Genomic DNA, 24,255 nt, shown 5'->3' on the forward strand with positions numbered 1-24,255 from the left:
TCCGTTCACTTTGCGTTCCGTGTCAGGCGTGACGCCGCTGACGGTGAACGTGCTAAGGGGGCCACCGCGGCCCCCTTAGCAATCCCCGCGGCCCCGCAMAGAAACCGRTGCTGCGCACTGCGCTCACCTCCCGMCCGTCTGCCCGCGGTCGGCTCTATTCGGCCTCCTGCCTCATTTCGCCTCTGGCCGCCATCCATGGCGTCCAGCCCTTGTCATCCGGCCTCCGGCTCGCCGGTTTCAGCGGGGACTCAACCCCTCGCGTCATTATCTTTATTTTTTATAAGGCGACGGAGTGGCTTTAATTTTTTTACGAACTTACAGGAAGCTGTGAGTGGTGTTTTTTAGAAATCATGAAGTGTGGGGAGTCCGGCTGAAAATCGCTGAGGCGTTCCCTTACGGCCGGGGCAGCCCGCATGGATGCGGGCTGAGGGCGCGACTTGCAGGGACGCTGCATCGCGCCCGACCCGAAGCCGGAAGGGATAAGCCGAGGGCACCGCGAAGCGGCGATTTTCTTGCCGGGAGCCCGGGGGTGCAGGGGGCGGCGGCGACTGGCCGCCCCCTGCGYGCTCTGTGCGCCTGAAGTCTGAGTCGTACGCAGAAGTCAGTAAGAGCGCAACTTACCACATTACACCAAGCGTGCAGCCGCAATAATCCCCTGCCCCAATGCGATCCCCCCATCCCCCGCCGGTAACGCCTTCGGAAACAGCAACCTGAACTCCGCCAGATAATGCCGTAAGCGCGCCACCAGCAGCCGGTTGTGCATCACCCCGCCGCCAAAACACAACGTCGTGATCCCCCGCGCCTGCGCCTCGCGCCGCATCAGTCCCGCCAGCCCTTTTGCCAGCGCATCATGAAACGACCAGGCTTTTTCGCTTACCGTTGCGTCCCACCTGAGCCATGTCCGCCAGAACGTCGTCAAATCATGCGGCTGCAACTGCACCGGATGCGCCACGCCGGAACATTCACTTGCCAGCGCCTCCAGCCGACAGGCCGCCTCGCCCTCGTAGCTCAGGCTTTCCGGCGCGCAGCCGAGCGCGCAGGCCACGGCGTCAAACAGCCGCCCGCAGGATGACGCGCGGGGGGAATTAATCCCCTGCGCTATCGCCCGCGCCAGCAACGGCCAGTTTTTATCCTGTAGCACGCGGGTTTGCGGATAACGCTGCCAGTCCGGCACAAAGGCCAGACAGTGCGCCAGCAGGTTGCGCCACGGCTGTCGTGCCGCGAGGTCGCCGCCGGGCAGCGCCACCGCCGGTAAGCCGCCGAGGTGCTCGCATTCGCGGTAGTTCACCCGCAGACACTCCCCGCCCCACAGACGGCCGTTTTCACCCATGCCGATGCCGTCAAGGATCAGCGCGATCGCGTCACCACCGTCACGCGGCCAGCCGTGTTCTGCCAGACAAGCCGCCGCGTGAGCGTGATGATGGAGCACGTGGCTCACCGGCAGGCCGAGCGCCTCGCCCCATTGCGTGGAGCGATAGCCGCTGTGGGCATCGCATACCGCCTGCTGCGGCGTGAAGTCATAAATTTTCTGCATCAGATCGAGGGCGGCGCGCCACTGGGTTTCCACCCCGTCCTCGGTCAGATCGCCAAAATGCTGGCTCAGCACCGCCCGGTCGCCCCGCAGCAGACAAAAGGTATTTTTCATGTCCGCCCCGAGGCACAGCAGCGGCGGCACATCCTGGAAGCCCGGCGGCAGCGGCAGCGCGTCCGGCACGAAGCCGCGCGCCCGGCGCAGCATCTCACCGCTGACGCGCATCACCGAGTCATCCATGCGCTGCACGATATCGCGGTTATGCAGTAAAAAGCCGTCGGCAATATCCGCCAGATCGTTGAGCGCCTGGTCGTTGGTCAGCGCAGGCGGTCGTCCGCTGAGGTTGCCGGAGGTCATCACCAGCGGACGCTCCAGCGCCTGCATCAGCAAATGCTGGAGCGGACTGGCGGGCCACATCACGCCCACCTCCGCAAGCGACGGCGCAATGGCCTCGCACAGTTCCGGCAACGCGCTTTTCGCCACCAGCACAATGGGCGCGGCGGCGGTTTGCAGATGTTCTGCCGCCGCCTCACAACTGCCGCGGGGGATCATCACCGCCAGCGGTTTGGCCGGACGGCGCTTACGTTCCCGTAGCCGCATCACCGCCTGCTGGTTTTGCGCATCAACGGCGAGATGAAAACCGCCCAGGCCCTTGATGGCGACGATCTTTCCCGCCGCCAGCATGGCGATTGCCGCCTGCAATGCCGCCTCGCCCACTTCGCTTACCCCTGCTGCCTGCCATTCAAGCTGCGGGCCGCAGTCTGCGCAGGCCACCGGCTGAGCATGAAAACGCCGATCCGCCGGATTGCGGTACTCCGCATCACAGACCGGACACAGCGGAAAGGCGCGCATCACAGTAAACGGACGGTCGTAAGGCATGGCGTGAATGATGGTAAACCGCGGCCCGCAGTGGGTGCAGTTGATAAAGGGGTAACGGTAGCGCCGCTCGGCAGGATCGTTCATTTCCGCCAGACAGGCCGGACAGGTGGCGGCGTCCGGCACAATCTGCGTGTCCATGCTGCCGCCGGTGCTGTGGCGAATGGTGAAAGCGGTGGGCGCATGGTCCCACTGCCAGGGGGTCACCTCAGTATCGTCAATGCGCGCCAGCGGCGGGCAGTGCCGGTACAGTTCACGAAGAAAACGCGTGGCGTCGCCAGACAGCCGGATTTCGACGCCGTGCCCGTCGTTGCAGACATCGCCACGCAGATCGAGTTGTTGCGCCAGCTGCCAGACGAAGGGGCGGAAACCCACCCCCTGCACCTTGCCGCGCACACGGATCAGTACGCCGTTATTTCTCATTCTGTCCTGTCATACCACTGCATCACGCAGCCGGTTTTTCATCTCGAGATAGGTGGTCTGAGTGTAATCTTCCGCCCAGCGCTGGTCGTCGATCGCGCTCACCTTCACCGCGCAATATTTGGTTTCCGGGGTTTTGGAGATCGGATCGAGATTGTCCTGGGTCAGTTCATTACAGGCGCCAATCCACCACTGATAGGTCATGTACACGCTGCCGGTGTTGATACGTTCGTTAACATCGGCACGGCTGATCACCCTGCCACGGCGCGAGGAAACCCACACCAGTTGCCGGTCCTGAATGCCCAGCGCGCGGGCGTCCTGCGGGTTGATCTGTACAAAACCCGGCTCATCCGCCAGGGTTTGCAACGCCGCGCAGTTACCGGTCATCGAGCGGCAGGAGTAGTGCCCCACTTCGCGCACGGTGCACAGCACCAGCGGGTAGTCGGCGTCCGGCACTTCCGCAGGCGCGCGCCACGGGGCGGCAAACAGATGCCCTTTGCCGTCCGGCGTATCAAATTTATTGCCTTTGTAGAGGAAAGGCGTGCCGGGGTGATCGAGGGTCGGACAAGGCCACTGTACGTGTCCCATATCGCCCATTTTTTCATACGTCACGCCATAGAACAGCGGGCACAGCGCGCGCAGTTCATCCCAGATCTGCTGATTATTGTCGTAGTGCATCGGGTAGCCCATCTCGGTGGCGATGAGGCTGATAATTTCCCAGTCACGTTTGACGTTATAGGCAGGCTCAATGGCTTTTTCGAAGCGCTGAAAGCCGCGGTCGGCGCAGGTAAAGACGCCGCCGTGCTCGCCCCAGGAGGTGGCGGGCAGGATCACGTCCGCCTGCTCGGCGGTTTTGGTCATGAAAATGTCCTGCACGACGATAAAATCAAGGGCCGCAAAGCCTTTGCGCACCAGGCCCAGATCCGCTTCGGTCTGCAATGGATCTTCACCCATGATGTAATAGGCTTTCACTTTGCCTTCGATGGCCAGATGCGGCACTTCGGTGATGCGTACGCCGGGTTTATCGTCCATGTCGTCAGGGTTAATGTCCCAGGCGGCAGCGAATTTTGCGCGCACCGCCGGATCCACCACATCCTGATAGCCGGGGAACTGGTTAGGGATGACGCCCATGTCGCACGCCCCCTGCACGTTATTCTGCCCGCGCACCGGCCCGACGCCGACGTGCTCGCGCCCCAGATTGCCGGTAAGCAGCGCCAGGCTCGCCAGCCCTTTCACCACGTCCACCGCCTGACCGAACTGCGTCACGCCCATGCCCCACATAATGGTGGCCGACGGCGCGGCGGCGTAAGTGCGCATCGCCTGACGGATCTGCTGCGCCGACACGCCGGTCAGGTGCTCTACCTTTTCCGGCGCATAATCTTTTACCGTTTCCCGGTAGCCGTCCAGCCCGCTGGTAAAGCTGGCGACGTACTCTTTGTCGTAGAGCTGCTCTTCCAGCAGCACATAACCAAAGGCGTTAACCAGCGCCATATTACAGCCGTTTTTGATTTGCAGATGCTGATCGGCGATGCGCGCGGTTTCGATACGGCGCGGATCGCAGACGATAATTTTCGCGCCGTTCTGTTTCGCCTTGATCACCCGACGCGCCACAATGGGATGCGAATCCGCGCAGTTATAGCCAAATACCAGCAGGCAGCGGGAATTTTCAATGTCGCCGATGGAGTTACTCATCGCGCCGTTGCCAAGCGTTTCCTGCAATCCCGCCACCGATGGACCGTGACAGACGCGCGCGCAGCAGTCGACGTTATTGGTATTGAGCACGCCGCGGGCGAATTTCTGCATCACATAGTTGGTTTCGTTCCCCGTTCCGCGGGACGAACCGGTGGTCATGATGGCGCGCGGGCCGAACTGCGCGCGGATCTCGCCCAGGCGTTTTGCGGTATAGCGGATCGCCTCGTCCCAGCTGACCGGCGTGAGTTTGCCGCCTTTTTCGTAGCGGATCATCGGCTGCGTCAGGCGTGGCGTGAGGAGCTTAGTATCGTTCAGAAAATCCCAGCCATAATAGCCTTTCAGGCACAGCTGATTCTGGTTGGTCACCCCTTCGGCGGCTTCCGCGCGCACGATTTTATTGTTCTCAACGACCAGTTTAAGTTTGCAGCCTGCGCCGCAGTAGGGACATACGCTTGTGATTTTTTTCATCAGTAACAGACCTGTTAAAAGTTGAAATCGGGTTCGGGTTAAAACAGCATGCCGGTGGTATCCAGGGCGGAACGACGACGTTTATCGGCGCTCATTTTTTCCAGCATATTGCGGTCGACACAGACCAGCGCCCGGGTCGGGCAGACTTCCATGCACGCCGGACCGGCGTCACGGTGATGGCAGAGATCGCATTTGTTGGCTTCGGCTTTTTCGGCGCGCACGTTCAGGCCCGCGCCGCTGTTGCGCACGACCGGGCGCACCACCACTTCCATTGCGCCATACGGGCAGGCGACCACGCAGGTTTTGCAGCCGATGCAGCGTTCCTGCATCACATGCACAAAGCCTTTATCGCGGCTGATTGCGCCGTTCGGGCAGACGTTGGCACAAGGGGCGTCTTCACACTGACGGCACAGGGTGGCGGTGGAGATATTCACACCTTTAATCACATGGATACGCGGCAGAAAGGTGGTGGGCGTCAGGGCAGCGCAGTCCTGATCTTGCTGATGCGAAACCACGCAGGCGACTTCGCAGGTGCGGCAGCCAATGCATTTACTGGCATCCGCCATGATGAAACGGTTCATCGGGTTCTCCGGCTGTAAAGGTTACCGCGGAGCTATACATGAATCGTGCCAGATTTTAATTTATTGATATTTATAAATATTTTAGAAAAGACGAGGCAGAAAGAAAGTGTCATCGACACGAGTGACGATGACACCTGTCGACGTCAGGCGTGTGGCCCGTCAATGATGGAGTCGCGGGAATGTAATTCCCCGGCGAAGGTTTGCTGATATTTAAATTCACCGCCGTCGAGCATAAAGATTAACCGGTTAATGGTTTCTTTGATCATTTCCGTGACCGGAATACGCACGCTGGACAGCGACGGCATAATATAAGGGGCCAGCGCAATATCATCGAATCCCAGCACGGAAACCCGCTCGGGAACCGTTATTCCAGCCTCATGCAGCTGCTTAATTGCGCCAATCGCCATGTCGTCATTACTGGCCACCAGCGCGGTAAAGCTTTGCTGCCGTGAGAGCAGCGTTTTCACGCCCTCAGCGCCGCTGGCCGGCGTCCATTTTCCTTCGACAATCAGATCGTTGCGCAGGGCAACGCCATGCTGCGACAGCGCATCTTTATAGCCCGCCAGACGTTCAATACCGGTTGGCGAATCCAGCGAGCCGGTAATAAAAGCAATATCCCGGTGGCCGCGCGCTAATAAAGTCGACACCGCTTTAAAGCTGGACTGCTTTTGATCCGACCAGACGCAGTGGCTGCTATTTTTCCGCAGCCGACGATTAAGCACCATAACCGGCTGAATATGGTTTTCGACAATCGCATCCAGTTCATCCACGCTGAGAAAGCGCGGATAAATAATGATCGCGTCACAGCGCATATCGAGTAAATACTGGATCGCCTGACGCTCTTCTTCCGCGCTGTGTTTACCGTCGGCGAGGATCAGCTGGCGGCCATGATCTTCCGTCATCCGCGCGGCATGGAACAGCAACTCGCTGAAATAGACGCCGTAATAGAGGGTGTTGGTCACCACAAGGCCGAGCGTCTGCGTCTTTTTCGTCGCCAGATTGCGCGCCAGCAAATTAGGCCGGTAGCCGCTCTCCTCAATCGCCTGAAACACCCGGTCTTTGGTTTCCTGGCTCACATAGCCATTCCCTGACAGCACGCGGGATACCGTGGCTTTGGACACCCCTGCCCGCTTTGCGACCTCCAGCATCGTCGTCATGATCATTGTCCCTTTAATGTCGATAAGCGGCAGTGTACTTCACAGTCACGCAGTTTGCAGCTTTGGTGCCGGGCGGCGACGGCGTCTGGCCCGGCCTACAGCTAACCAAATATTTGGCGAGCCTCATCACAAATCAATATAAAAATCATTGTTTGATTCACAAGAACTCATCATTCTTTTGTGGAACCGGTTTCCTATCTGCTGTGTCATTGTCTGACAATGAAAGCGTATCTTACTGATAAAACAGGATTACTTCCCGATGGCTAAGAATTATGCGGCGCTTGCCCACTCTGTGATTGCTGCGCTGGGCGGCGTTGACAATATCGCTGCCGTGACGCACTGCATGACGCGTCTGCGCTTTGTAGTAAAAGATGAATCGCTCATCGACGCTCCCGGCCTGAAAAGCATCAGCGGCGTAATGGGCGTGGTACGTAACGATAACCAGTGCCAGGTGATCATCGGCAACACGGTCTCGCAGGCGTTCCGCGAAGTGGTGAGCCTGCTGCCGGGAGATATGCAGCCGGTGGAAACCGCATCAAAACAGAAACTGACCTTAAAGCGCATCGGCGCAGGGATTCTGGATGTGCTGATCGGCACCATGTCCCCACTGATTCCGGCGATCATCGGCGGATCGATGGTCAAGCTGCTGGCGATGATTCTGGAGATGACCGGCGTGCTGGAAAAAGGCGCGCCAACGCTGACCATCCTGACGGTGATCGGCGACGGGGCCTTCTTCTTCCTGCCGCTGATGGTGGCGGCTTCGGCGGCGATCAAATTTAAAACCAACATGTCGCTGGCGATAGCCATTGCCGGTGTGCTGGTGCACCCGAGCTTTATCGAGCTGATGGCGAAAGCAGCTCAGGGCGAGCACGTCGAATTCGCTTTTATCCCGGTAACGGCGGTGAAGTACACCTACACGGTGATCCCGGCGCTGGTGATGACCTGGTGCCTGTCTTATATCGAACGCTGGGTCGATAAGATCACCCCGGCGGTGACGAAAAACTTCCTCAAGCCGATGCTGATCGTGCTGATTGCCGCCCCGCTCGCCATCGTGCTCATCGGCCCAATCGGTATCTGGATCGGCAGCGCCATCTCTGCGCTGGTATACACCATTCACGATTATCTTGGCTGGCTGTCCGTCGCCATTATGGGCGCGCTGTGGCCGCTACTGGTGATGACCGGCATGCACCGCGTGTTTACGCCGACTATTATTCAGACCATCGCCGAAACCGGTAAAGAAGGCATGGTGATGCCGTCAGAAATTGGCGCTAACCTCTCCCTTGGCGGCTCCTCACTGGCGGTGGCATGGAAAACGAAAAACCCGGAACTGCGTCAGACGGCGCTGGCGGCCGCAGCCTCTGCCATTCTGGCGGGCATCTCGGAACCGGCGCTGTACGGCGTGGCGGTACGACTGAAACGACCGCTTATCGCCAGCCTCATCAGCGGCTTTATCTGCGGCGCGGTGGCGGGCATTGCCGGACTCGCCAGCCATTCAATGGCAGCACCCGGACTGTTTACCAGCGTGCAGTTCTTCGATCCGGCCAATCCGATGAGCATCGTCTGGGTATTCGGCGTGATGGCGCTGGCGGTGGTGCTGTCCTTTGTGCTCACGCTGATGCTGGGCTTTGAAGATATTCCGGTAGAAAAAGAAGCGGCGAAAGCGCGTGAGTTGCAGGCGGCGAAAGCGACCGTCAGTACCGAAGCCAGAGCATGATTTAAGGAGAAGTAAGTATGTCAGTATTTCCGGAAGGATTTTTATGGGGCGGCGCGCTGGCCGCCAACCAGTCTGAAGGGGCATATCGCGAAGGCGGCAAGGGCCTGACCACCGTCGATATGATCCCCCATGGCGCAAACCGCCTGGCGGTGAAGCTGGGCCAGGAAAAGCGCGTGGCGCTGCGTGATGATGAGTTCTACCCCAGCCATGAAGCGATTGATTTTTATCATCGCTACAAGGAAGACATCGCCCTGATGGCGGAGATGGGCTTCACGGTGTTCCGCACTTCCATTGCCTGGGCGCGTCTGTATCCGAACGGCGACGAGCTGACGCCCAACCCGGAAGGCATCGCCTTCTATAAAGCAGTGTTTGAGGAGTGCAAAAAGTACAACATCGAACCGCTGGTGACGCTGTGCCATTTCGACGTGCCGATGCATCTGGTGGTGGAATACGGCTCGTGGCGCAACCGCCAGATGGTGGAGTTTTTCACCCGCTATGCGCGCACCTGTTTCGAAGCCTTTGACGGGCTGGTGAAATACTGGCTGACGTTCAATGAAATCAACATCATGCTGCACAGCCCGTTCTCCGGCGCGGGACTGGCGTTTGAAGAAGGTGAGAATCAGGACCAGGTAAAATACCAGGCGGCGCACCATGAGCTGATTGCCAGCGCGCTGGCGACTAAAATAGCCCATGAGGTGAACCCGCAGAATCAGGTGGGCTGTATGCTGGCGGGCGGTAATTTTTACCCCTACTCCTGCAAGCCGGAAGATGTGTGGATGGCGCTGGAGAAAGATCGCGAAAACCTGTTCTTTATCGACGTGCAGGCGCGCGGGGCCTATCCGTACTATTCCGCCCGCGTGTTCCGCGAGAAAGGCGTACACATTGAGAAAGCGCCGGGAGACGATGAGATCCTGAAAAACACCGTCGATTTCGTGTCGTTCAGCTATTACGCCTCCCGCTGCGCATCGGCTGATATGAACGCCGGGAATACCAGCGCGGCGAATATCGTGAAGTCGCTGAAAAACCCGTACATTCAGGCCAGCGAATGGGGCTGGGGCATCGATCCGCTGGGCTTACGCATCACCATGAATATGATGTATGACCGGTACCAGAAGCCGCTGTTCCTGGTGGAAAACGGTCTTGGCGCGCGGGATGAAATCGATGACAACGGCGAGATCAACGACGATTACCGCATCAGCTATCTGCGCGAGCATATCCGGGCGATGGGTGACGCCATCGAAGACGGCGTGCCGCTGATGGGTTACACCTCCTGGGGCTGTATCGATCTGGTATCGGCGTCCACCGGTGAAATGAGCAAGCGCTATGGTTTTGTGTATGTTGATCGTGATGACGCCGGCAACGGCACCCTCGCCCGCACGCGCAAGAAATCGTTCTGGTGGTATAAGAAAGTGATTGCCAGTAATGGCGCGGATTTGGAATAAATTGCATTGCCCGGTGGCGGCTTCGCCTGACCGGGCCTACAAAAATCCGCATTGTCGAAATTATGTAGGCCGGTGCAAGCGCAGCGCCGCCCGGCATTTCCCACCGGGCAGAGTTTCAATCACAGCGGTGAAAAACCGCCGTTCCCCTGCCATCCGGCGAGGCGCTGATACACCGTCTCCACCGCCGCCTTTACCGGCGGGGTCATCGGATAATAAAAGCCGACAATATCCGGCTGAATGCCGACAAAAATCACTTCGCCGACATCGTCTTTTAACTGATCGGCCAGATAGTTGAGCGGCATATTGTGGGTGGTCATCATAAACATCTCGGCGATGTCATCCGGATCGATAATGCGGATCTCACCCGGATTAAGCCCCATATCGGTGGCATCAACAATCATCAGCCTCGCGGGTTTAAGCTCGCGGATCGCCACGATGTCATTTTCCGGGGCGCTGCCGCCGTCAATCACCGTCCACGCTTCGCAGCCCCGCTCCGCGCAGATTTCCGCCAGCAGCGGACCTGCGCCGTCATCGCCCATCATGGTGTTGCCGACACAGAGTAAAACATCAGTCACGTAATCTCCTCACCATCAGGTAGATGGCATTCTCCTGATAAATATCGTGCAGCATACTGAGCAGCGTCTGGCTCCAGGCCTGTTGCTCCGGCGTCTGCTGCGCCTGGGCGCGATCAAAGGCGTTGGCCAGCATGCTGATATGCGAATGGTCAATGACGATCTCGCCATACTTCGGCACGCCTTCCATTTTGCGCCGCGCCTCGCTGCCCTCCTCCAGCGTACCGATCCACGCCAGATACGCCTGCCACGGGCAGGTCAGCGCCGCTTCCAGGCAGTCGATCACCCCCAGGTGATGACCGATCGCCAGGCTGTAATAGACCACCTGCTGCGCGGCGGGCGGCGTGGCATCATTCTCGTCGACAAATTTGCGACTCAACTGACTGAAAACGACCTTCTCGCTCATCCGATGCGCGCCTCGTTCACCACGCTGTTAAGCCGCTGCACGATTTCATTCAGCCGCGGATCGTTTTCTGCTTCCAGCCAGCGCGCCACCTGCTGTTCGCCCTTGCCCAGCAGCCGCAGATAATCATCGGCAATCTGGCGGCCATAGCGATAGCCGGCCAGCTGGCGGGCAGCGCGATCCACCCGCACGCGCAGCGGCTGCATCATGTCGTCATGCAACAGTTCAGCGGGCTGGTTGTCCTGCTCACCCGGCAGACGGGCGTGAATTTTTTGCTCCAGCAGGCCCAGCGCCATGGCGAAGCCATACAGCGTGGCGGCAGGCGTCGGCGGGCAGCCCGGAATATAAACGTCCACCGGCACAATTTTGTCGGTGCCGCCCCACACGCAGTAGAGATCGTGGAAAATGCCGCCGCTGTTGCCGCAGGCGCCGTAAGAGATGCAGATTTTCGGATCCGGCGCTGACTGCCAGGCGCGCAGCGCAGGCGAACGCATGGCGCGGGTCACTGCCCCGGTAAACAGCAGAATATCGGCGTGACGCGGCGAGGGCACCACTTTGATGCCGAAGCGTTCGGCGTCGAACAGCGGCGAAAGGGTGGCGAAAATCTCGATTTCACAGCCGTTGCAGCCGCCGCAGTCCACCCGGTAGACGTAGGCGGAACGTTTGATGTTTTTCAGCAGCGAGGTTTTCATGCGCGCGATGGATTCATCCACCGTCATCGGCACCGGGATGCCGTTATCGTCACGCGGTCCAATTAAGTTTTGCATTAGCTGGCCTTCCTCATGTGGCGGGTCAGTTCAATCCGCTCTGACGGCACCAGGCATTTCTGACGTTTGCAGTCCGGGCAGGTTTCGAAGCTCTCCCGGTGCTCGTGCGCGCGGGTGTCGCCGTTGTGTTGCAGCAGGGCGATGGCGTAGTCGATCTCTTTTTGCACGGCAAAGGGCCGGGCGCAGACGCGGCATTCGCACAGCGCAAAGCGCGACTGTTGCAGGAAATCTTCTTTCTTCCATACCGCCAGTTCATAGGCCTGGGACAGGGTAATCGCCGCCGTCGGGCAGACCTCCTCGCAGCGGCCGCAAAAAATGCAGCGCCCGAGGTTAAACTGCCAGGCCTGCTCGTCGCGGGCCAGATCGGTTTCCACGCTCAGGGCGTTTGACGGACAGGCGTTCACGCAGGCGGCGCAGCCGATGCACTGCCGGGGATTGTGCTCCGGCTTGCCGCGAAAGTTTTTATCGACGGCAATCGGCTCCAGCGGGTACGACGAGGTCGGCGCGCCGGTTTTGATGACTTTTTTGATAAAGGTAAACATGGCGACTCCTTATTTCAGCGGCGAGTTTTTACGCTCGATGCTGTAGCGCTCAAGCTCTTTGTACGGCACCACTTTGCTTTTCTTCCTGCGCACATCCACCACCGTCATACGGTCGGTGCAGGAGTAGCAGGGATCGAGGCTGCCGATGATCAGCGGCGCGTCGGATACCGTGTTGCCGCGCAGCATATAGCGCAGGGTCGGCCAGTTGGCGTAGGTCGCCGCCCGGCAACGCCAGCGGTAGAGTTTCTGGTTGTCGCCGGTCATGCTCCAGTGAATATCATCGCCGCGCGGCGCTTCGGCAAAACCGAGGGCAAAACGGTGCGGGATATAGGTAAAGCCCTCCACCAGCAGCGGGCCGCCGGGCAGGTTATCCAGACCAAAGTCGATCATATTGAGCGCGGTCAGCACTTCGTTGATGCGCACTTTCAGGCGAGAGATGACGTCGCAGCCCTGTTCGCTGTGCACGGTCATCGGCAGCAGCCCGTAGCCGACGAACGGGTGATCGGCGCGGGTATCGCGCGCATGGCCGCTGGCGCGCACCATCGGGCCGACATTGCTGAAGTCGCGGGCGATCTGCGGATCCAGACGGCCAATGCCGACGGTACGCTGTTCAATATTCGGCGTGCTCATCAGCACGTCCACCAGTTCCATCACGTCGCGGCGCATCTGTTGCGCCAGTTGACGGGTCTGGATCATGTCGTCTTTCAGCATGTCGCGACGAATGCCGCCGATCAGGTTCATGCCGTAGGTTTTACGCGCCCCGGTGAGGATCTCCGCCATTTTCATGGAGGTTTCGCGTACGCGGAAAAACTGCATAAAACCGGAATCAAAGCCGACAAAGTGACAGGCCAGGCCGAGGTTGAGCAGGTGGCTGTGCAGCCGCTCCACTTCCAGCAGAATGGCGCGGATCATCTGCGCACGCTCCGGCACCTTGATGCCCATCGCGTTTTCCACCGAGGTGGTGTAGGCGGTACTGTGGGCAAAGCCGCAGATGCCGCACACGCGATCCGACAGGAAAGTCACTTCGTTATAGCCCATGCGGGTTTCCGTCAGTTTTTCCATGCCACGATGGACATAAAACAGGCGGTAATCGGCGTCGATAATGTTTTCACCATCGACAAACAGGCGGAAATGGCCCGGTTCGTCGGAGGTGACGTGCAGCGGGCCAATCGGTACGACGTTATTTTTCTTACTGCCCAGTTCGTTAATAAACTCGTAGGTTTCGCTGTCGGTGGTCGGGGCCGGGCGTTGACGGTAATCCATACTGTCTTTACGCAGCGGATAGAGTTCGTCCGGCCAGTCATCCGGCAGCACCAGGCGACGCTCATCCGGCAGCCCAACCGGGCGCAGGCCGTACATGTCGCGCACTTCGCGCTCGCCCCAAACCGCCGCCGGTACGCGCGGCGTCACCGATGGAAACTCAAGGGTATTTGCATCCACTTCCACCCGCACCGTGATCCAGCATTTGGTGCCCTGCTCCATCGACAGCACGTAGTAGACGGCGTAATGGCCGCACAGCTGGCGTTCGTCGTTGCCGAACAGCACCGACAGCCAGCCGCCCTGCTGGTAATAGAGAAACTCCACTACTTCCGGCAGATAATTCACTTTCACCGTCAGGGTGAGCTGATCGCGGGTCTGCCAGGCTTCATCCAGCACCACGCCCGGAAAGGCCTGATGCAGGGCGGCGAGGTAGTGTTGACCGATTTTTTCTTCAGACATACATAAGTTCTCTTAAATCACGCCGCCAGCAAGGAGACGAAGGCTAAAAAGGCAAAGCCGAAACCGGCCCAGGTGACGCGCGAGGTGGCGCAAAAACGCAGACGCGCCATGCTGTTTTCAAACAGGGCGATCGCTAAAACGCCGACAAGCAGTTTCACCACGGCAATGACCAGCGCCAGCAGCAGGCCGGTGACGCTAAAGTGCATCATCTGCCCCCAGGGGAAAAAGACGCCGACGAAGAGTTGCAGCACCACCAGCTGTTTGAGGCAGATGCCCCACTTCAGCACCGCAAAGCCGCTGCCGCTGTACTCGGTCAGCGGCCCTTCCTGTAACTCCTGCTCCGCTTCCGCGAGATCGAACGGCAGTTTGCCCATCTCAATAAAGGTGGCGAAGGCACAGGCGCACAGTGCGAGGATCAGCGGCAGGCTGCGACCGACGGGCCAGTGGTAAATCGCGGCGGTGATATAAGAGATGTGCGTCGAACCCGCCACCAGCGCGGCGACCCACAGTCCTAAGATCAGGATCGGCTCCACCAGCACGCCGAGCATCGCCTCGCGGCTGGCCCCCAGCCCGGTAAAGGGACTGCCGGTATCCAGCCCGGCGATGGCAAAGAAGAAGCGCGCAATGGCGAACAGGTAGATCAGGGTGATCAGATCGCCCAGTACCGGCAGCGGCGAGGCGACGGTGATCACCGGCAGCGCGGTGGCGATGGTCAGCATCACGCCGACCATCACGAACGGCATCAGGCGAAACACCCAGCCCGCCGCGTCCGGCGCAATGCTCTGCCGACCGAACAGCTTGATCAGGTCGCGGTATTCCTGGAGCACCCCCGGCCCGCGACGATTATGCAGACGGGCGCGCGCCACGCGGGTTACGCCGGACAGCAGCGGCGCGAAGGCAAACAGCGCCAGCGCCTGAAGTAACGGAAACAGCAGATTCATGTTCAGGCTCCTCGGGAAATCACAACCACCACCAGCACCGCCAGCTCGATCAGCGCCAGGCGACGGAACAGTACCGCCGCCCCTTCACGCTGCCAGCCAGGAAAGCGGGCGACCGGGTTCAGCCAGTGACGCAGCTTCAGCACCGGGGCGAAAGCGGCTTTCACCGGATGGGCAAAACCGTGGGCGGTGATCACCATCGACGGCTCATGATCGTACCCGCACACCCATGCCGCCCCGCGCTGGCGTCCCGGTAAACGGTCGCCCTTAAACAGCAGCATGATAATCAGCGGCAACAGCGGACAGGCCACCAGCAGCAGCGCGATCATCGGCTGCGACACGCTGGTCTGCGCGGTGGCTAGCGGCAGCGGTACCGCCGTTGATAACAACGGCAGCAGCCAGGGCGCGCCCACGCCGCCCGCGATACAGCACAGCGCCAGCGCCACTACGGAGAAGGTCATCAGCAAGGGCGCGGGACGGGCGTTTGCCGCCTCCGGGGTGCGGGGCGCGCCGAGAAAGGTCACGCCATAAACTTTCGCCATACACATCACCGCCAGCGCGCCGGTGATCGCCAGCCCCACGGCTAACAGCGGGCCGAGCAGACGGCCGATAAACAGCTCGCTGCTGCTCAGGCGGAAGAAGGACTGGTAGATCACCCACTCCCCGGCAAAGCCGTTGAGCGGCGGCAGCGCCGCCATCGCCATCAGCCCCACCAGCATGGCGAGCGAGATCAGCGGCATGCGTTTACCGATACCGCCCAGCTTTTCAATGTCTCGGTGTCCGGTCTGATACCAGACGCTGCCCGCGCCGAGAAACAGCGTGCTTTTAAACAGGCTGTGGTTGATGAGGTGATAGAGGCCGCCGGTCATGCCGAGGGCGATAAGCGCAGGCTGTTGCAGGGCGATGCCGGTCAGACCGGCCCCCAGACCGAGCAAAATAATGCCGATATTTTCCAGCGTGTGGTACGCCAGCAGACGCTGAATATTGTGCTCCATCAGCGCGTAAAGGCCGCCGACAAAAGCCGTCACCATGCCCAGCACCAGTAGCACAATGCCCCACCACAGCGGTGGATTGCCGCCCGCGAGCGATAATGTCAGGATGCCGAACAGGCCGATTTTCATCACCACGGTGGAGAACAGCGCCGCGGCGGGCGCACTGGCATTCGCATGGGCCTGCGGCACCCAGCCGTGCAGCGGGATGATCCCCGCCAGCAGGCCAAATCCGGCCACGCCGGAGAGCCAGATCCCGGCGCTCAGCGGTAACTGTTGGGCGGCCATATTCATCTGCGTCAGATCCAGCGTGTGATAACGCTGCCAGATCAGCCCGCCGCTGATAACCAGCAGCAGCGTGCCCGCCCGACCCAGCACAAACCACAGTTTTGCCGACTGGCCGCAGCCGGTAAGAAACACCGCGCACAGCGCCATGACCTCCGCCATGACCACCAGCACGCCAAAGTTATCTGCAACGACAGCGCACACCGCCGCCGCCATCAGGGCGTTAATCAGCAGACCGTTCGCCTGCACCCCGGCATGGCGATGCCAGTCAAGGTTAAACAGACTGACAAACAGCCCGCACAGGCCGAGGGTGATAAGCCAGATAGCCGACAGCGGCGTGATCAGCATCCCCATACCCGCCAGCGACACCGTGCCCTGCACCGCCACGCCGTTGAGCAGCACCAGCGCGCCGGCCCCCGCCGTCATGGCGCTGGCGAGCGCGCCGCCCAGCCCTGCCATCACGCCGCTCAGCGGCTTACAAAATGAAAAGGCCGCCGCCAGCAGCGCCGCCGCGGAAAAAAACAGCAGCGCGCTGTTAATGAGTGAAAGCGCGTTCAATGTGTACCTCCTGGCGGCAGCATCAGCGCCGACAGATCGCCGAAATCCGCGTTAATGGTCAGCTCGCGCTTGCGTTTGCTGGCGCGGGCGATGTCATGGTTATCGACCAGATGCAGCGCCTGCGTCGGGCAGGTGCGCACGCAGGCGGGACCGGCGTCATCGAAGCTGCACAGATCGCATTTCACCGCCACGGCGCGGATACCTGGCACCCAGTCCAGCAGCGTGCTGACACGGGCTGGCGCAGGCGGCGCGGCGGGCGCTTTCGGCGTGTTGGCGTTTGCCGGAATATGCAGCGGGCGGCTGCCGGACATTTCAATGGCACCAAACGGACAGGCGATGGCGCACAGCTTGCAGCTGACGCACAGGCTTTCATTGAGCTGCACCGCGCCATCGACGCGGTTAATAGCATTCACCGGGCAGACCCCGGCGCAGGGCGCATCTTCGCAGTGATGACACAGCTGCGGCGCAGATTCTTTTTCGTTGCGCATCACTTTCAGGCGCGGCATAGACTGCAAACCGCGCTGGCGATGCGTCTCGGCACAGGCGGCTTCACAGGTGTGGCAGCCAATGCAGAGGGTGGAGTCAGCAATTACAAAACGATTCACCAGGCATTCCTCAGGTGGTCATTTTTGACGAAATCATGCCGATGTACTGTCTGTTTCGACACTCATCGACACCCGTGCGGTTACGCCTGCGCCCTTTGTAACGGGCGGTTCACCAGCTGATGCAGATCGATGGGCAGATCCTGTTCAATGGCGGCATACAGGCCGTGGTAAACGGTGGCGATTTTATCGAGATAGTGTTCGAGTACGGCTTCGCGGGAGCGGTTGCTGACGTGGCCGTCAACCCGGCCGTCCAGCCCCAGTTGCGCCTGCGCAATCAACAGCTTGTCGTCGCTGTTTTTGCTGCCGACGTAATACTCGATGGTGTGGCTGTTAAAGCCGTCGGCGAGGGTGACGTAAACCGGAAAGTGCTCGAATAAGACAAAGCACAGATCCCGGTCCGGCGCGCAGCTCATGGCATGATGCAGCCGCGCTTTTGACAGGGTGATCCCCTGAACCAGTGAGTTGCAGTAATGACGCCATTCATCCTGGAGGCGTTGATGCCGTTCGGCAATGTAGTCCGCTTTTTCGCTAATTTCCCAGATGGTCATGTCAGGTTACCCAATTAGTTGCGATAACCGCTGTTAGCAGTTTTTATGCCAGTTTTTAATGCATTGAATTTTAAAGATAAAAAACAAAACCATTGCAAAAATGACATGTCATTTCGTCAGCGTCGACATCGTCAGTGACATGTCAAAAAGAGCTGGCATCGTTATTGCATTCGTTAGGCCATCGACTAACGGGAGGCGCTATGCACGAAATTACCCTTTGCCAGCGCGCGCTGGAACTTATCGAACAGCAGGCGGCGGCGCACGGCGCACGTCGCGTCACCGGAGTGTGGTTAAAAATTGGCGCATTTTCCTGCGTCGAAAGCAGCGCGTTGAGCTTCTGCTTTGATCTGGTATGCCGTGGCACGGTGGCGGAAGGTTGTACACTGCATCTCGATGAGCAACAGGCCGAGTGCTGGTGCGGGCATTGTCAGCAGTACGTCACCTTACTGAGCCAGCGCGTGCGCCGTTGTCCGCTGTGTCACAGCGACGGCTTACAGATTGTCGCCGACGACGGTCTGCAAATTCAGCGTCTGGAAATTGAACAGGAGTGAAATATGTGTACCACCTGTGGTTGCGGTGAAGGCAATCTCTATATAGAAGGCGACGAGCACAATCCGCACTCGGCGTTTCGCGGCGCGCCCTTTGCGCCAGCCGCCCGGCCCGGGCTTACCATTACTGGCATGAAAACCGCCTTTAGTCCGACGCGAACCGACAGCGGCGATCTGCATTATGGTCATGGCGAGGCGGGCACCCATGCGCCCGGCATGAGCCAGCGCCGGATGCTGGAAGTGGAAATCGACGTGCTGGATAAAAACAATCAGCTTGCCGCCCGCAACCGCGCGCGCTTCGCCGCCCGCGAACTGCTGGTGCTGAACCTGGTTTCCAGCCCCGGCTCCGGTAAGACCACCCTGCTCACCGAAACCCTGCTGCGCCTGAAAGGGAAAACCGCCTGCGCGGTGATTGAAGGCGATCAGCAAACGGTAAACGACGCCGCGCGTATTCGCGCCACCGGCACCCCGGCCATTCAGGTGAATACCGGTAAAGGCTGCCATCTGGATGCGCAGATGATCGCCGACGCCGCGCCGCGTTTACCGCTGGACGACGGCGGGATTTTGTTCATCGAAAACGTCGGCAACCTGGTGTGCCCGGCGAGCTTTGACCTGGGCGAGCGGCATAAAGTGGCGGTGCTGTCGGTCACCGAAGGCGAAGACAAGCCGCTGAAATATCCGCATATGTTTGCCGCCGCCTCGCTGATGCTGCTCAATAAAATCGACCTGCTGCCCTATCTGAATTTTGACGTCGAACACTGTTTAGAGGCGGCGCGGGCGGTGAATCCGCAGATAGAAGTGATCCTGATCTCCGCCACCAGCGGCGAAGGCATGGACAGCTGGCTTGCCTGGCTGGAGGCGCAACAATGTGCATAGGCGTACCGGGGCAGATCAGCGCCATCGACGGTTTACAGGCGAAAGTGGACGTCTGCGGCATTCAGCGCGATGTGGATCTGACGCTGGTGGGCAGCACCGACGAAACGGGCCAGTCGCGTCTCGGCCAGTGGGTGCTGGTGCACGTCGGCTTTGCGATGAGCGTGATCAACGAAGCGGAAGCCCGCGACACCCTGAGCGCCCTGCAAAATATGTTCGAGGTAGAGCCGGACGTCGGCGGTCTGCTGTACGGTGACGCCCACAACAGCGGAGGCCGGTGATGCGTTTTGTTGATGAATACCGCGCCCCGGAACAGGTGATGCAGCTTATCGATCGCCTGCGGGATCGCGCCCGCCTGCTCTCTTACACCGCTTCCCGCCCGCTGCGCATTATGGAAGTGTGCGGTGGTCATACCCACGCGATTTTTAAATTCGGCCTCGATCAGCTGCTGCCGGACAATATCGAATTCATTCACGGGCCGGGCTGCCCGGTATGCGTGTTGCCGATGGGACGCATCGACAGCTGCGTGGAGATCGCCAGCCGTCCGGAGGTGATTTTCTGCACCTTCGGCGATGCCATCCGCGTGCCGGGAAAAAACGGTTCGCTGTTGCAGGCGAAAGCGCGCGGCGCGGATATCCGCATCGTCTATTCGCCGATGGATGCGCTGACGCTGGCGGCGGAAAATCCGCAGCGCAAAGTGGTGTTTTTCGGCCTCGGCTTTGAAACCACCATGCCCGCCACCGCCATTACGCTGCAACAGGCGAAGGCGCGCGGGCTCAATAATTTCTTTTTTTTCTGCCAGCACATCACGCTGATCCCGACGCTGCGCAGCCTGCTGGAAGCGCCGGACAACGGCATCGACGCCTTTTTAGCGCCGGGGCACGTCAGTATGGTGATTGGCATCGACGCCTACGGCTTTATCGCCAGCGACTTTCAGCGACCGTTAGTGGTGGCGGGTTTCGAACCTCTTGATCTACTGCAAGGCGTACTGATGCTGGTTGAGCAGAAAATAGCAGCCCGCAGTCTGGTTGAAAATCAGTACCGCCGCGTGGTGCCCGATGGCGGCAACGCGCTGGCCCGTCAGGCGATGGCCGAGGTGTTCTGCGTCGAAGGCAAAAGCGAGTGGCGCGGGCTTGGCATGATCGAACACTCCGGCGTGCAGCTGACACCGGCGTACCAGTCATTTGATGCGCAGGCGCATTTTCGCCCTGCCCCGCAGCAGGCGTATGACGATCCGCGCGCCCGCTGCGGCGACGTGCTGACCGGTAAATGCAAACCGCACCAGTGCCCGCTGTTCGGCAAAACCTGCGATCCGCAGTCGGCCTTTGGCGCGCTGATGGTCTCCTCAGAGGGAGCCTGCGCCGCCTGGTATCAGTATCGCAGTCAGGAGAGTGAAGCATGAGTACCGTACAACTGGCCCACGGCAGCGGCGGCCAGGCGATGCAGCAGTTGATCGGCAGCCTGTTTATGCAGGCCTTTGACAATCCCTGGCTGGCGGAGCAGGAAGATCAGGCGCGCCTTGATCTCGCCACGCTGAGCGCCGCGGGCGACCGGCTGGCTTTTTCCACCGACAGCTACGTTATCGATCCGCTGTTTTTCCCCGGCGGCGACATCGGCAAGCTCGCCATCTGCGGCACCGCTAACGATGTGGCGGTGAGCGGCGCGCTGCCGCGCTTTTTCTCCTGTGGGTTTATCCTTGAAGAAGGATTGCCCCTCGACACGCTGCGGGCAGTAGTCAACAGCATGGCGGCGACGGCGAAAGCCGCCGGTATCGCGATTGTCACCGGCGATACCAAAGTCGTGCAGCGCGGCGCGGCGGATAAGCTTTTTATTAATACTGCCGGGATCGGCGCTATCCCCGCCGGGATCCGCTGGGGGGCGCAACAGCTGCAACCCGGCGATCTGCTGCTGGTGAGCGGCACGCTCGGGGATCACGGCGCGACCATTCTCAACCTGCGGGAAAACCTCGGTCTGGATGGCGATCTGGTGAGCGACTGCGCCGTACTGATGCCGCTTGTCCAGTCTCTGCGCGACATTCCCGGCGTCAAAGCCCTGCGCGATGCCACCCGCGGCGGCGTCAACGCGGTGGCCCATGAGTTTGCCGCCAGTTGCGGCTACGGTATTGAACTGCGCGAGGCCGACCTGCCGATGAAACCGGCGGTGCGCGGCGTCTGTGAACTGCTGGGGCTTGAGGCGCTGAATTTTGCCAATGAAGGCAAACTGGTGATCGCCGTGGAACGCCATGCCGCCGATGCGGTACTGGAGCGACTGCGCGCCCATCCGCTCGGCCGCGACGCGGCGCTGATAGGCGAAGTGGTCGGGCGCAAGGGCGTGCGTCTCGCCGGATTATATGGCGTGAAGCGCATACTGGATCTGCCGCACGCTGAGCCGCTGCCGCGCATTTGCTGATATTTGCGCCGCCGCCACCTGTATTCATTAAAACTCTTTTTGCACCGGCTTTCGGTGCCTTTCTGGACTAGCGATATGTCGTATACACCGATGAGCGATCTCGGGCAGCAGGGCCTGTTTGATATTACGCGCACGTTATTACATCAGCCCGATCTGCCGTCGCTCTGTCAGAGCCTGACGCAGCTGGTGAAGGCGTCAGACCTGGCGGACAGCGCAGCGATCGTATTGTGGAACGCCGACGATCATCATGCCCGCTATTACGCCACGCGGGCAGATGGCCGCGCGGTGAAATATGAAGATGACACCCTGCTGGCGCACGGCCCGGTGCGGCGCATTCTGTCACGCCCGGAAGCGCTGCACTGCAATTACGCGGAGTTCTGCGACACCTGGCCACAGCTGGCGGCCAGCGGCCTGTACGATCCCTGGGGGCACTACTGTCTGCTGCCTCTGGCGATTGACGGGCGGATCTTCGGCGGCTGCGAGTTTATTCGTCAGGCGGACAGGCCCTGGAGCGAGAAAGAGTACGCCCGTCTGCATACCCTCGCCCAGCTCACCGGCGTGGTGATGGAACATATTCAGCAGCACCCTGACGGCGCATCCGATCACGAACTGCTGTGCCGCGAGCGGGATAACTTTCGCATTCTGGTGGCCATTACCAATGCGGTATTGTCCCGGCTGGACATTGACGATCTGGTCAGCGAGGTGGCGAAAGAGATCCACCACTATTTCCACATCGACGCCATCAGCATCGTGCTGCGCAGCAGTCGCAAAGGCAAACTCAATATTTACTCCACCCATTATCCGAATGACCGCTCGCCGGTGCATGAGCAAAGTGAAGTAGACGAGGCGGGTACGCTCTCAGAGCGGGTATTTAACAGCAAGGATGTGCTGGTGCTGAAACTGCACGAGCGCGACAAACTGGCCCCTTATGAGCGTCGGCTGTTTGAAACCTGGGGCAATAAGATCCAGACGCTGTGCCTGCTGCCGCTGATGTCCGGCAGCACGCTGCTCGGCGTGCTTAAACTTGCGCAGTGCGATGGCGAAACCTTTACGCCGTCCACCCTGTCGCTGTTGCGGCAGATCGCTGAACGGGTGGCCATTGCCGTCGACAATGCGCAGGCCTATCAGGAAATTCACCGCCTGAAAGAACGGCTGGTGGATGAAAACCTGGCCCTTACCGAGCAGCTCAATAACGTGGACAGCGAATTCGGGGAGATCATCGGCCGCAGCGAAGCCATGTACAGCGTGCTGCAACAGGTGGAAATGGTGGCGAAAAGCAACAGTACGGTGCTCATCCTTGGCGAAACCGGCACCGGGAAAGAGCTGATTGCCCGCGCTATTCATAATCTCAGCGGACGCAACGCGCGCCGCATGGTGAAAATGAACTGCGCCGCCATGCCTGCCGGACTACTGGAAAGCGATCTCTTTGGTCATGAGCGCGGGGCTTTTACCGGGGCCAGCGCCCAGCGCATCGGTCGCTTTGAGCTGGCGGATAAAAGCTCGCTTTTCCTGGACGAAGTGGGCGATATGCCGCTCGAACTTCAGCCTAAGCTGCTGCGGGTATTGCAGGAGCAGGAGTTTGAACGCCTCGGCAGCAACAAACTGATCCAGACGGATGTGCGCCTGATCGCCGCCACCAACCGCGATCTGAAGCAGATGGTGGCCGATCGCGAATTTCGCAGCGATCTCTACTATCGCCTGAACGTCTTTCCGATCCGCATTCCGCCGCTGCGTGAACGCCCGGAAGATATTCCCCTGCTGGTCAAAGCCTTCACCTTCAAAATCGCCCACCGGCTGGGGCGCAATATCGACAGCATCCCCGCCGAAACGCTGCGTATTTTAAGCAACCAGCCATGGCCGGGTAATGTGCGCGAGCTGGAAAACGTTGTCGAGCGCGCCGTGCTGCTGACGCGGGGCAACGTTCTGCAACTGTCGATGGCGGAAATGAGCGTGCCGCAACGCTTCGATGCGGCGGTGGAAACGCCGCAGGAGGGCGAAGATGAATATCAACTGATCGTCAGGATCCTGCGTGAAACCAACGGCGTGGTTGCCGGGCCAAAAGGTGCGGCGCAGCGGCTGGGGTTAAAACGCACGACGCTGCTCTCAAGGATGAAGCGGCTGGGGATTGATAAAGATACGCTGTACTAAACGGATGGCCCGGCGGAATAAAGGTCGGGCTATTTTTTGGGGCGGTATTTTTCCGGCAGTTCCGGCACCGGGCGCTTATCATCGATCAGATGGCGCACCGTCAGCACCGGGTGCCGCCACAGCATCCGCGGCCCCGCCCAGCGCATGATCGCCTTCATCTCTTCACGCTTTACCGGCTGATAGCAGTGCACCGGGCACTGTTTGCACGCCGGTTTTTCCTCGCCAAACACGCATTTATCCAGCCGTTTTTCCGCATAGGCGTACAGCGCGTCGTAATGCTCCGCGTCGGCAACGGCATCGGGTGACTGCCGCTGATAGAGCGTGATCATTTTACGGATAGTGAGTTTTTCGCGGGCAATGCGTTTGCCGGACATAGGAACGCGCTCCTGAATATAAAGATGCTTTTATTTTACAACTTTCCATACCCTGCCACCAGATCGGTGATTTTTTGTCTGTCTGGCTATTAAATG

At 59.9% G+C, this 24,255-nt stretch carries 22 protein-coding genes; 8 read left to right on the forward strand and 14 right to left on the reverse strand.

Annotation, left to right across the window (positions count from 1 at the left end; genetic code table 11):
• Positions 1-625 precede the first annotated feature (625 nt).
• The 4 genes from hypF to QRD42_RS00345 form a co-directional block, all read right to left on the reverse strand.
• Positions 626-2,830 carry a carbamoyltransferase HypF gene (gene hypF / locus QRD42_RS00330; RefSeq protein ID WP_321987929.1) on the reverse strand — a complete coding sequence of 735 codons (2,205 nt, stop codon included), beginning with the start codon at positions 2,828-2,830 and terminating at the stop codon, positions 626-628.
• Between the two features lie 9 nt (positions 2,831-2,839).
• Positions 2,840-4,987, reverse strand: coding sequence for a formate dehydrogenase subunit alpha (gene fdhF, locus QRD42_RS00335; RefSeq protein ID WP_321987930.1), 2,148 nt, complete (start codon positions 4,985-4,987; stop codon positions 2,840-2,842).
• A gap of 38 nt (positions 4,988-5,025) precedes the next feature.
• Entirely contained in the window at positions 5,026-5,568 is a 543-nt protein-coding gene (hydN, locus tag QRD42_RS00340; RefSeq protein ID WP_321987931.1) for an electron transport protein HydN, read from the reverse strand.
• A gap of 143 nt (positions 5,569-5,711) precedes the next feature.
• A complete protein-coding gene (locus tag QRD42_RS00345; protein WP_321987932.1) occupies positions 5,712-6,725 on the reverse strand; it encodes a LacI family DNA-binding transcriptional regulator in 1,014 nt (337 codons plus the stop codon).
• A gap of 259 nt (positions 6,726-6,984) precedes the next feature.
• On the opposite strand from QRD42_RS00345, the gene ascF reads away from it, so the two are divergent.
• Together ascF and QRD42_RS00355 are read left to right on the forward strand one after the other, a co-directional pair.
• Positions 6,985-8,439 carry a PTS cellobiose/arbutin/salicin transporter subunit IIBC gene (ascF, locus tag QRD42_RS00350; protein WP_321987933.1) on the forward strand — a complete coding sequence of 485 codons (1,455 nt, stop codon included), beginning with the start codon at positions 6,985-6,987 and terminating at the stop codon, positions 8,437-8,439.
• Positions 8,440-8,456: 17 nt separating this feature from the next.
• Complete coding sequence (locus QRD42_RS00355; protein WP_321987934.1) at positions 8,457-9,881, forward strand: 6-phospho-beta-glucosidase; 1,425 nt, start codon at positions 8,457-8,459, stop codon at positions 9,879-9,881.
• Positions 9,882-10,000: 119 nt separating this feature from the next.
• Here QRD42_RS00355 and hycI read toward each other — a convergent pair whose 3' ends face one another.
• The 9 genes from hycI to hycA all read right to left on the reverse strand — a co-directional run bounded on the left by hycI (position 10,001) and on the right by hycA (position 17,807).
• Positions 10,001-10,456 carry a hydrogenase maturation peptidase HycI gene (gene hycI / locus QRD42_RS00360; RefSeq protein ID WP_321987935.1) on the reverse strand — a complete coding sequence of 152 codons (456 nt, stop codon included), beginning with the start codon at positions 10,454-10,456 and terminating at the stop codon, positions 10,001-10,003.
• Positions 10,449-10,859: a formate hydrogenlyase maturation HycH family protein gene (locus tag QRD42_RS00365; RefSeq protein ID WP_321987936.1), complete on the reverse strand. Its 411-nt coding sequence runs from the start codon at positions 10,857-10,859 to the stop codon at positions 10,449-10,451. The genes hycI and QRD42_RS00365 overlap by 8 nt, the downstream gene beginning before the upstream one ends.
• Positions 10,856-11,623 (reverse strand): NADH-quinone oxidoreductase subunit B family protein, encoded by a 768-nt coding sequence (locus QRD42_RS00370; protein WP_318373553.1) that lies wholly within the window; start codon positions 11,621-11,623, stop codon positions 10,856-10,858. Before QRD42_RS00370 ends, QRD42_RS00365 begins: the two co-directional genes overlap by 4 nt.
• Positions 11,623-12,165, reverse strand: coding sequence for a formate hydrogenlyase complex iron-sulfur subunit (locus QRD42_RS00375; protein ID WP_321987937.1), 543 nt, complete (start codon positions 12,163-12,165; stop codon positions 11,623-11,625). The genes QRD42_RS00370 and QRD42_RS00375 overlap by 1 nt, the downstream gene beginning before the upstream one ends.
• A gap of 9 nt (positions 12,166-12,174) precedes the next feature.
• Positions 12,175-13,884 carry a formate hydrogenlyase subunit HycE gene (hycE, locus tag QRD42_RS00380; protein WP_321987938.1) on the reverse strand — a complete coding sequence of 570 codons (1,710 nt, stop codon included), beginning with the start codon at positions 13,882-13,884 and terminating at the stop codon, positions 12,175-12,177.
• Between the two features lie 17 nt (positions 13,885-13,901).
• Positions 13,902-14,825 carry a respiratory chain complex I subunit 1 family protein gene (locus tag QRD42_RS00385; protein ID WP_318373556.1) on the reverse strand — a complete coding sequence of 308 codons (924 nt, stop codon included), beginning with the start codon at positions 14,823-14,825 and terminating at the stop codon, positions 13,902-13,904.
• A 2-nt stretch (positions 14,826-14,827) separates the two neighbouring features.
• A complete protein-coding gene (hycC, locus tag QRD42_RS00390) occupies positions 14,828-16,654 on the reverse strand; it encodes a formate hydrogenlyase subunit 3 (protein ID WP_321987939.1) in 1,827 nt (608 codons plus the stop codon).
• Entirely contained in the window at positions 16,651-17,259 is a 609-nt protein-coding gene (locus QRD42_RS00395) for a 4Fe-4S dicluster domain-containing protein (protein ID WP_072570012.1), read from the reverse strand. Before QRD42_RS00395 ends, hycC begins: the two co-directional genes overlap by 4 nt.
• 80 nt (positions 17,260-17,339) lie before the next feature.
• Positions 17,340-17,807, reverse strand: a complete 468-nt coding sequence (gene hycA / locus QRD42_RS00400; protein ID WP_072570011.1) for a formate hydrogenlyase regulator HycA — start codon at positions 17,805-17,807, stop codon at positions 17,340-17,342.
• 200 nt (positions 17,808-18,007) lie between these two features.
• On the opposite strand from hycA, the gene hypA reads away from it, so the two are divergent.
• The 6 genes from hypA to flhA all read left to right on the forward strand — a co-directional run bounded on the left by hypA (position 18,008) and on the right by flhA (position 23,785).
• Positions 18,008-18,358, forward strand: a complete 351-nt coding sequence (hypA, locus tag QRD42_RS00405; protein WP_318373559.1) for a hydrogenase maturation nickel metallochaperone HypA — start codon at positions 18,008-18,010, stop codon at positions 18,356-18,358.
• Between the two features lie 3 nt (positions 18,359-18,361).
• Entirely contained in the window at positions 18,362-19,231 is an 870-nt protein-coding gene (hypB, locus tag QRD42_RS00410) for a hydrogenase nickel incorporation protein HypB (RefSeq protein ID WP_321987940.1), read from the forward strand.
• On the forward strand, positions 19,222-19,509 hold the full coding sequence (locus QRD42_RS00415) for a HypC/HybG/HupF family hydrogenase formation chaperone (RefSeq protein ID WP_318377443.1): 288 nt from the start codon (positions 19,222-19,224) through the stop codon (positions 19,507-19,509). Before hypB ends, QRD42_RS00415 begins: the two co-directional genes overlap by 10 nt.
• Entirely contained in the window at positions 19,509-20,630 is a 1,122-nt protein-coding gene (hypD, locus tag QRD42_RS00420; protein ID WP_321987941.1) for a hydrogenase formation protein HypD, read from the forward strand. The genes QRD42_RS00415 and hypD overlap by 1 nt, the downstream gene beginning before the upstream one ends.
• Positions 20,627-21,637 (forward strand): hydrogenase expression/formation protein HypE, encoded by a 1,011-nt coding sequence (hypE, locus tag QRD42_RS00425; protein WP_321987942.1) that lies wholly within the window; start codon positions 20,627-20,629, stop codon positions 21,635-21,637. The genes hypD and hypE overlap by 4 nt, the downstream gene beginning before the upstream one ends.
• A 75-nt stretch (positions 21,638-21,712) precedes the next feature.
• The gene (gene flhA, locus QRD42_RS00430; RefSeq protein WP_321987943.1) at positions 21,713-23,785 is read left to right on the forward strand and encodes a formate hydrogenlyase transcriptional activator FlhA; all 2,073 of its coding nucleotides are present in this window, start codon (positions 21,713-21,715) and stop codon (positions 23,783-23,785) included.
• A 29-nt stretch (positions 23,786-23,814) separates the two neighbouring features.
• On the opposite strand, the gene QRD42_RS00435 is transcribed toward flhA, so the two are convergent.
• Positions 23,815-24,159, reverse strand: a complete 345-nt coding sequence (locus QRD42_RS00435) for a nitrous oxide-stimulated promoter family protein (RefSeq protein ID WP_072570004.1) — start codon at positions 24,157-24,159, stop codon at positions 23,815-23,817.
• Positions 24,160-24,255: the final 96 nt, after the last annotated feature.

Source organism: Enterobacter sp. PGRG2 (assembly GCF_030291195.1).
Taxonomy (GTDB): domain Bacteria; phylum Pseudomonadota; class Gammaproteobacteria; order Enterobacterales; family Enterobacteriaceae; genus Enterobacter_D.

What these genes read in the sequence shown, in the direction of transcription:
- hypF (WP_321987929.1), bottom strand. Translation starts at nt 2,830, where the DNA reads ATGAGAAATAACGGCGTACTGATCCGTGTGCGCGGCAAGGTGCAGGGG.
- fdhF (WP_321987930.1), bottom strand. Translation starts at nt 4,987, where the DNA reads ATGAAAAAAATCACAAGCGTATGTCCCTACTGCGGCGCAGGCTGCAAA.
- hydN (WP_321987931.1), bottom strand. Translation starts at nt 5,568, where the DNA reads ATGAACCGTTTCATCATGGCGGATGCCAGTAAATGCATTGGCTGCCGC.
- QRD42_RS00345 (WP_321987932.1), bottom strand. Translation starts at nt 6,725, where the DNA reads ATGACGACGATGCTGGAGGTCGCAAAGCGGGCAGGGGTGTCCAAAGCC.
- ascF (WP_321987933.1), top strand. Translation starts at nt 6,985, where the DNA reads ATGGCTAAGAATTATGCGGCGCTTGCCCACTCTGTGATTGCTGCGCTG.
- QRD42_RS00355 (WP_321987934.1), top strand. Translation starts at nt 8,457, where the DNA reads ATGTCAGTATTTCCGGAAGGATTTTTATGGGGCGGCGCGCTGGCCGCC.
- QRD42_RS00365 (WP_321987936.1), bottom strand. Translation starts at nt 10,859, where the DNA reads ATGAGCGAGAAGGTCGTTTTCAGTCAGTTGAGTCGCAAATTTGTCGAC.
- QRD42_RS00370 (WP_318373553.1), bottom strand. Translation starts at nt 11,623, where the DNA reads ATGCAAAACTTAATTGGACCGCGTGACGATAACGGCATCCCGGTGCCG.
- QRD42_RS00375 (WP_321987937.1), bottom strand. Translation starts at nt 12,165, where the DNA reads ATGTTTACCTTTATCAAAAAAGTCATCAAAACCGGCGCGCCGACCTCG.
- hycE (WP_321987938.1), bottom strand. Translation starts at nt 13,884, where the DNA reads ATGTCTGAAGAAAAAATCGGTCAACACTACCTCGCCGCCCTGCATCAG.
- QRD42_RS00385 (WP_318373556.1), bottom strand. Translation starts at nt 14,825, where the DNA reads ATGAATCTGCTGTTTCCGTTACTTCAGGCGCTGGCGCTGTTTGCCTTC.
- hycA (WP_072570011.1), bottom strand. Translation starts at nt 17,807, where the DNA reads ATGACCATCTGGGAAATTAGCGAAAAAGCGGACTACATTGCCGAACGG.
- hypA (WP_318373559.1), top strand. Translation starts at nt 18,008, where the DNA reads ATGCACGAAATTACCCTTTGCCAGCGCGCGCTGGAACTTATCGAACAG.
- hypB (WP_321987940.1), top strand. Translation starts at nt 18,362, where the DNA reads ATGTGTACCACCTGTGGTTGCGGTGAAGGCAATCTCTATATAGAAGGC.
- QRD42_RS00415 (WP_318377443.1), top strand. Translation starts at nt 19,222, where the DNA reads ATGTGCATAGGCGTACCGGGGCAGATCAGCGCCATCGACGGTTTACAG.
- hypD (WP_321987941.1), top strand. Translation starts at nt 19,509, where the DNA reads ATGCGTTTTGTTGATGAATACCGCGCCCCGGAACAGGTGATGCAGCTT.
- hypE (WP_321987942.1), top strand. Translation starts at nt 20,627, where the DNA reads ATGAGTACCGTACAACTGGCCCACGGCAGCGGCGGCCAGGCGATGCAG.
- flhA (WP_321987943.1), top strand. Translation starts at nt 21,713, where the DNA reads ATGTCGTATACACCGATGAGCGATCTCGGGCAGCAGGGCCTGTTTGAT.
- QRD42_RS00435 (WP_072570004.1), bottom strand. Translation starts at nt 24,159, where the DNA reads ATGTCCGGCAAACGCATTGCCCGCGAAAAACTCACTATCCGTAAAATG.